The organism is Rhodopseudomonas sp. BR0C11 (genome assembly GCF_010820945.1).
Taxonomy (GTDB): domain Bacteria; phylum Pseudomonadota; class Alphaproteobacteria; order Rhizobiales; family Xanthobacteraceae; genus Rhodopseudomonas; species Rhodopseudomonas palustris_H.
On sequence record NZ_QTKI01000256.1, the window covers coordinates 1 to 6,859 of the forward strand.

General features: G+C 65.1%; 6 protein-coding genes and 1 pseudogene. 4 read left to right on the forward strand and 3 right to left on the reverse strand.

Features of this window, described 5'->3' with window-relative positions; genetic code table 11:
- Together DYI24_RS17940 and DYI24_RS17945 are read left to right on the forward strand one after the other, a co-directional pair.
- Positions 1-421, forward strand: a pseudogene (locus DYI24_RS17940) (AsmA-like C-terminal region-containing protein); the annotation flags it as partial.
- Between the two features lie 81 nt (positions 422-502).
- Positions 503-1,399 carry an efflux RND transporter periplasmic adaptor subunit gene (locus tag DYI24_RS17945; protein WP_164573268.1) on the forward strand — a complete coding sequence of 299 codons (897 nt, stop codon included), beginning with the start codon at positions 503-505 and terminating at the stop codon, positions 1,397-1,399.
- 61 nt (positions 1,400-1,460) lie between these two features.
- Here the strand turns inward: DYI24_RS17945 and DYI24_RS17950 are convergent, their stop codons facing one another.
- Positions 1,461-1,715, reverse strand: a complete 255-nt coding sequence (locus DYI24_RS17950) for a superinfection immunity protein (RefSeq protein WP_164573269.1) — start codon at positions 1,713-1,715, stop codon at positions 1,461-1,463.
- Positions 1,716-2,270: 555 nt separating this feature from the next.
- Between DYI24_RS17950 and DYI24_RS17955 the strand changes: the two genes are divergently transcribed.
- Positions 2,271-3,950 (forward strand): methyl-accepting chemotaxis protein, encoded by a 1,680-nt coding sequence (locus tag DYI24_RS17955; RefSeq protein WP_164573270.1) that lies wholly within the window; start codon positions 2,271-2,273, stop codon positions 3,948-3,950.
- A 40-nt stretch (positions 3,951-3,990) separates the two neighbouring features.
- On the opposite strand, the gene DYI24_RS17960 is transcribed toward DYI24_RS17955, so the two are convergent.
- Together DYI24_RS17960 and DYI24_RS17965 are read right to left on the reverse strand one after the other, a co-directional pair.
- Positions 3,991-5,628: a lysine--tRNA ligase gene (locus DYI24_RS17960; RefSeq protein WP_164573271.1), complete on the reverse strand. Its 1,638-nt coding sequence runs from the start codon at positions 5,626-5,628 to the stop codon at positions 3,991-3,993.
- A gap of 33 nt (positions 5,629-5,661) precedes the next feature.
- Positions 5,662-6,582 (reverse strand): ABC transporter substrate-binding protein, encoded by a 921-nt coding sequence (locus DYI24_RS17965; RefSeq protein ID WP_246701292.1) that lies wholly within the window; start codon positions 6,580-6,582, stop codon positions 5,662-5,664.
- Between the two features lie 76 nt (positions 6,583-6,658).
- Between DYI24_RS17965 and DYI24_RS28115 the strand changes: the two genes are divergently transcribed.
- Positions 6,659-6,859 (forward strand): hypothetical protein (locus DYI24_RS28115; RefSeq protein WP_205523572.1); only part of this gene is annotated, 201 nt, incomplete at its 3' end.

The following is a 6,859-nucleotide window of genomic DNA, read 5'->3' on the forward strand; positions in this document are numbered from 1 at the left end:
AGGCAAGGCCGAGACCTCCGACCTGAAGCTCGCCGGTCCGCTGGTGCGGATGACCGGCGCCGGCGCGATTGACCTGCCAACCAAAACGCTGGCGCTCAAAGTTGAGCCCAAGCTGGTGCTGACGACGCAGGGACAGAACGCGTTGGAGCGAAGTGTTGCGCCCGCCCCCGAGCCGATCGGCTTCGGCATTCCGGTCAGGATCGAGGGACCGTGGATCGCACCGCGCATCTTCCCCGATATCGCCGGCGTGCTCGATGATCCGGATGCGTCGTATCAACGCCTGCGCGAGATCGGCAGCGGTCTGTTCGGCCTGCTCGGCAGCAGCCGCGGCGATCGCAACAACTCAGGCGACGCCAGCCGCCCTGACGACGATCACGGTGCGGCGGTGGACGCGATTATCAAGCAGCTGTTCGGACGGTGACGATCGATGCGGACCGGCAAGATCACGACGAGCGGAATTCGCGAGAGCAAAGCTTGGATGGCATCGAGGCAAGGACCCAACATGACTAGGCTGATCGCTGATCCCCTCCGTTTGGGGCCTGATCTTCAGCGTGCAACGCTGCTGGTTCTCGCGATCACCTGCGCGCTCGTATCTCCGGTCCGCGCCCAGGGAAGTGAAGCCGCCGCCCAGACCGTCACCGTCTTTCCCGCCGCCAAGGCCTGCTTTCCGGCGGAGGTCGAGGTCTCCGGCTTCCTGATCCCGCGCGACGAAGTCTCGGTGCGACCGGACCGGACCGGCGCCAAGATCAGCGACGTGCTGGTCGACCCCGGCGAGACGGTCACCCAGGGCCAAACCCTGGCGAAGCTCGACGGCGGCAGCACGGTTCAGGCGCCGGTCGCCGGCCTAGTGTCGGCTTCGACCGCTTTGATCGGCGCACCGGCGTCGCCGAAGGGCGAAGCGCTGTTCACCATCGTCAGCCGCGGCGAGTTCGATCTCGTTGGACAGGTGCCGACCCGCGACATGCCGCGGCTGTCGGTCGGCCAGACCGCGACCGTGAAGGTGGTCGGCGACAAAAACGAGCTGCAGGGCAAGGTCCGCCGCGTCTCCGCCACGGTGGAGCCGAAGACCCAGCTCGGCAACGTGTTCGTCGGCATCAGCTCGGACAAGCGCCTGCTCGCCAACGCCTCCGGTCGCGCCACCATCAAGACCGGCGAGAGCTGCAACATCTCGGTGCCGCTCACCGCGGTGATCTACAATCCGGTCGGAACCATCGTGCAGGTCGTGCGGCGCCAGGCGGTCGAAACCCGCCGCGTCGAGATCGGCCTGATGAATGGCGGCAACGTCGAAATCCGCGAGGGTCTGAAGGAAGGCGACATCGTGGTCGAACGCGCAGGCGCACTGCTCCGCGAAGGTGATGCGGTGCGTCCGGTGCTGGCCGCCGGCGCCTCGGCGAAATAGCACCGAGGCGCCTGACGGCTTCGGCCGCGACCGATCCGCCGCAAAGGGTTACGGCAACGAGCTATCGAACCAGAGACAAGCGAGGTTGGGGCACCCGCTCCTTGTCGGCGAAGACCGCATAGTACAACGCGTAGGCCCAGCCGATGCCGGTCCAGCCGAGCAGCAGATTGCCGACGTAGAGTCCCCATTTGTATTCGACGTTGCGCGCGAACGCGATCAGCATCGGCGCGCAGTACAACGCAGCTGCAACGAGATACATCGACCAGACGATCGCCGGCATGTTGGCGTCGTAGGGCAGTCCAGCCAGTTCAGACATTGTCTTCCTCCATGAGACCTGATGAGAAACGGCACTGTCTTTCCCTTTGGAGCTGACGAGCAAACTGACGGGGCCGCTCCAGCGGCAACCCGACGAGGGATTATCGTTGTGTCGACTGTGCGAAAGACGCAACGCAGCAAACTTTGTTTGAAATCAAAACTGTGACGCGAAAGACTGCGTCACTTCAACGCGGCAACAGGCCTGTGATACCAGATTAAGGCATACGGTAGGTATCAGCGCGCCATTCGCGATTGGTATCAGGAATAGCAGCCAACGAAATTGCCACACCCGAGACACATCGCACCTGTTGCACCCTGCTGCGCTTTCTTCTCATACCCTCGCCCCGAATCGCATCAACGTCGCAAGAGGCGACTGCGTAGTTCGCCCAGGGCCGTCCCTCTCATCGGCATTTGCCGCTTTGGTAGTCCCACGAGTAACGCAACTGGTGCGCCGTGGGGTATTTAGGAACTCGTTCATTGAACCGAGACGCCGCTCCGGGATTCCAAAATCTCCCGCGGGTGAGTGATTTACGCGGCGTCGACCTGAGAGGCTTAGATGCGACTTTCAATCACCCGAGCGGTTCTGATGTTCGGCCTCATCATCGGCACAGGCCTGGCGGCGATTTTCGGGGCGAGCCTGTACGGCCTTTCCCAGCTCAAGGTCGGCGGGCCGCTGTATGAGCAGATCAAGCTCGGCAACGATCTGGTGGCCGATATCCTGCCGCCGCCCGCCTATGTGATCGAAGCCTATCTGGAAGCGACGCTGGCGCTGGAAGACCCCGGCTCTTCCGCGCTTCACCGCGAGCGGCTCGACCGCCTCAAGAAGGAGTACCAGGAACGTCACGCCTTCTGGCGCAAGGCGCCGCTCGAGCCGGCCATCAAGGCGCGGCTGATCGATGATTCCGACCGCGAGGTGCAGAAATTCTGGCGCATCATCGATGCGAGCCTGGTTCCGGCGATCGAGGCCAAGGATCCGGATGCCGCGATGCAGGCCTATAAGGATTTGACCGCCGCCTACACGGCGCATCGCGCGATCATCGACGACATCGTCAAGCGCACCAACGATCTCAACGCCGCCACAGAAGCCGCGACGGCGGTCCGCGTGACCGACCTTAATTATCTGCTGTGGGGCGTGTCCGGCGTCGTGTTCCTGCTGTTCGTGGCTGGGCTGACGGCGATCGTGAAACGGGTGATCGTGCCGATCACCGGGATGACCGAGGTGATGCGGCGGCTGGCGAGCGGCGATCGGGCCGTGGCCATTCCGGCGATCGAGCGTGGCGACGAGGTCGGCGCGATGGCGCGGGCCGTTCAGGTGTTCAAGGACAACGCGTTGCGGGTCGAAGCCATGGAGTCCGAGCAGGGCATCAAGGCGCGAGCCGACGCCGATCGCCGCGCCGAGATGCACAAGATGGCCGACGACCTCGATCGCGCGATCGGCCGCATCGTTCAGACCGTGACCTCCACCTCCGCCGACATGGAAGCAGCCGCCAGACAGCTCGAGAGCGGGGCCGAGACCACGCAGCACCTGGCGACGACAGTGGCGGCGGCTTCGCAGCAATCCTGCGCAACGGCGCAGTCCGCGTCCGTATCCTGCAACGAGGTAGCCTCATCGGCCTCGCAGATCGGTCAGCAGGTCCGGCAATCGCAGAACATTTCCCAGGCCGCTGTCCGGCAGGCGCAGGAAACCAACGCCCGGATCGCCGAGCTGTCGAAGGCAGCCGGGCGCATCGGCGATGTGGTGGATCTGATCAACGCGGTCGCGTCGCAGACCAACCTGCTGGCGCTCAACGCCACCATCGAAGCCGCGCGCGCCGGCGAGGCCGGCCGCGGCTTCGCCGTGGTGGCCGCCGAAGTGAAGGCGCTGGCCGCGCAAACCGCGCGCGCGACCGACGAGATCACCGAACAGATCGCCCAGATGACGGCGGCGACCGAATCGTCGGTGTCGGCGATCGAGGCGATCGGCAACACCATCCTGCAGATCTCGGAGATTTCGGATTCAACCGCCTCGGCCGTCGATCACCAAGGCGCCGCGATGCGCGAGATCGCCAGCACGGTGCGGCAATCGGCGGACGCGGCGACGGAAGTCTCGGGGACGATCGGGGCGGTCCGCGAGGGCGCCGAGAAAACCGGCGCGGCCTCCACGCATGTGCACGATCTCGCCGCCGCGCTGCTGGCGGAAAGCCGCCATCTCAAGACCGAGGTCGACCGCTTCTCGGCCGCGGTGCGAGCGGCCTGATCGCGGAGCGCGGCGCTGTCCGGCGCCGCGCTTGTTGATCTTACGCGCTGCGCGCCAGCGCGCCGTCGATCATCGCCACCGCGTTGCTGACGCCGTAGACGGCCACGAACGAGCCGAACCGCGGCCCTTTCTCCTGGCCGAGCAGCACTTGGTACAGCATGTTGAACCAGTCGAGCGACACGCCCGGCTTGCCGTCCTTTGCGGTCTTCTTGTGATCGAGGAACGGCTCGCGGCGGCCGATCTCGTACACCACGTCTTGGATCGCCTCGGCGGTCGCGTCCGCCGGCAGCTGTGACAGCGCATCGCGCAGATCCTGCAGCGCGGCGCGCTCGGCGTCGGTCGGGTCGCGGAACACCTTGGTGGGCGCCACGAAGTCGCGGTAGTAATTGATCGCGTAACCGACCATCGCGTCGAGCTTGGAATGGCTCTGCGGTGTCACGCCCGGCCGGTAGCGGCCGATGAAGCCCCACAGCGTATCGGCGTTTTCGGCATTGGACGACGACACCAGCGTCAACAGCAGCTGGAACGTCACCGGCATGTCGGCCTGCGGCGGATTGCCGGAATGGATGTGCCAGACCGGGTTGGCGAGCCGCTGCTTCAGATCCTGCCGCGCGTAGCCATCGAGGAATTGCTGATACTCGTCGACATTGCGCGGGATCACGTCGAAATACAGCCGCTTCGCCGCCTTCGGCTCGCGGTACATGAACAGCGACAGCGATTCCGGCGAAGCGTAGCGCAGCCATTCCTCGATCGTCAGGCCGTTGCCCTTCGACTTCGAGATCTTCTGGCCCTTGTCGTCGAGGAATAGCTCGTAGTTGAAGCCTTCCGGCGGCGTGCCGCCAATCGCCTGGGCGATCTTGCCGGACAGCTTCACGGAATCGATCAGGTCCTTGCCGGCCATCTCGTAGTCCACGCCGAGCGCGGTCCAGCGCATCGCCCAGTCCGGCTTCCATTGCAGCTTGCAATGGCCGCCGGTGACCGGAACGGTGATGCGCTCATTGGTTTCCGGATCGTCGTAGGAAATCGTGCCCGCCTTGACGTCGTGCGCGACGATCGGCACCTGCAGCACCACGCCGGTGCGCGGGCAAATGGGGAGGAACGGCGAGTAACTGGCGGCGCGCTCCTCGCGGAGCGACGGCAGCATGATCGCCATCACCTTCTCGAGCCGCTCCAGCACCTTCAACAGCGTCGCGTCGAACCGGCCCGACTTATAGTACTCGGTCGCCGAGGCGAATTCGTAATCAAAGCCGAAGGTGTCGAGGAAGGCGCGCAGCCGCGCGTTATTGTGGGCGCCAAACGAATCATGGGTGCCGAACGGATCGGGCACGCTGGTCAGCGACTTGCCGAGATTCTTCTCCAGCAGCTCCTTGTTCGGCACGTTGTCCGGCACCTTGCGCAGGCCGTCCATGTCGTCCGAGAACGCCAGCAGCTTGGTCTTGATCTTGTCGTCGGTCAGCACGCGGAAGGCATGGCGGACCATCGTGGTGCGCGCGACCTCGCCGAACGTGCCGATATGCGGCAGCCCCGACGGACCGTAACCGGTCTCGAACAGCACCTCGTCCTTCGGATGCTTTTTCAGCCGGTTCACCAGCGCGCGCGCCTGCTCGAACGGCCAGGCGTTGGATTGTTCGGCGAGGGTGCGCAGCTCGGAAGCGCTCGGAAGGTCGATCGTCGTCATTCAGGTCTCCAGCCGCCCTTGAAGGCGGGTCTTTCAAAACGGGCTGACGGAAAAATACCGTAGCCACAAGTCGGTGTACTGGCCCTTTTCCCAAACCCGGAACAGCGCCCAATTCAGCGCCTGGCGCAACGTGTCGTTGCCCTTGCGCACCGCGATGCCGACGCCCTCGCCGAAATAGCGGCTCTCCAGGAACGGAGCGCCGGAGAATGCGCAGCAGTTCTCCGAATCGGTGCCGTTGATCCAGAACGCCAGCGAGATCGCGTCGCCGAAGATGAAATCGACTTCGCCCCGCTTCAGCGCGGTCCGCAGCGCCTCGGCGTTCGGATAGGAATGCAGCTCGGCGTCGGTGAACATCGCCTTCAGATAGGCCTCATGCGCCGAGCCGGCGACCGCGCCGACCTTGCGGCCTTCGAGATATTCCGGCCGCATCTCGGGCATCACCGCATCCTTGCGGGCGACGAACCGCGCCGGCGTGCGGTAGTAGGGATCGGTGAAATCCAGCTTGGTGCGAGTCTGCGGCGTCACCGCCAGCGACGCGATGATGGCATCGCCGCGATTGCCGGCGAGCGCGTCGAGCAGGGTCTCGAACTTCCGCATCTGCACCGTGCAGGTGATCTTGATCTCATCGCACAGCGCGCGGGCCAGATCGACGTTGAACCCTGCCGGATTGCCGTCGGCCCCGGTGAAGTTGAACGGCGGATAATCGACCTCGGTCAGGAACCGGATCATCGTCAGGCGCGACATGTCCGGCCGCTCCGGCCGCCGCCGCGGATCCCAAAACCCCGGCACCGCATGCGCGGTCGCGTCCGCAATCGCCTTCGCCTCGGGCGCGGTCTCCGCAGCCCGCGCGGCAACAGGCGTCAGCAGCGTGGTCGCGGCGAGCGCCAGCGCCGCCACGGCTGCGCGCCAGACGGCCGGTCGGCCATTGATCAACATCGCAATCTGTGGTTGCATAGTCAGGGGTTCCGCACCGGCGGTCTTATAGACCATCCGACGCGAGACGCGAGTATCGTTTGCGTAAGAGCGTGCCATGGTCGGGACCGACCACGCCGGACTGCACGAGACGATGACCGACGGGCGCGGCGATGGTGAGGCAATCGCCCCATGGCCCGGGCCGCCCCGCTTTCTCGCCGCCCGGCCTGCCCTCGTCAGCAACGACAATCATCCGGACGAGCGATGGCGTGAGGCTGCGGACCGACAATCCGAAGCGGTCGCAGCGCCGGAGCTGGAT

Coding starts and splice junctions, on each gene's coding strand:
- DYI24_RS17955 (WP_164573270.1), top strand. CDS start 2,271: ATGCGACTTTCAATCACCCGAGCGGTTCTGATGTTCGGCCTCATCATC.
- DYI24_RS17950 (WP_164573269.1), bottom strand. CDS start 1,715: ATGTCTGAACTGGCTGGACTGCCCTACGACGCCAACATGCCGGCGATC.
- DYI24_RS17945 (WP_164573268.1), top strand. CDS start 503: ATGACTAGGCTGATCGCTGATCCCCTCCGTTTGGGGCCTGATCTTCAG.
- DYI24_RS17965 (WP_246701292.1), bottom strand. CDS start 6,582: ATGCAACCACAGATTGCGATGTTGATCAATGGCCGACCGGCCGTCTGG.
- DYI24_RS17960 (WP_164573271.1), bottom strand. CDS start 5,628: ATGACGACGATCGACCTTCCGAGCGCTTCCGAGCTGCGCACCCTCGCC.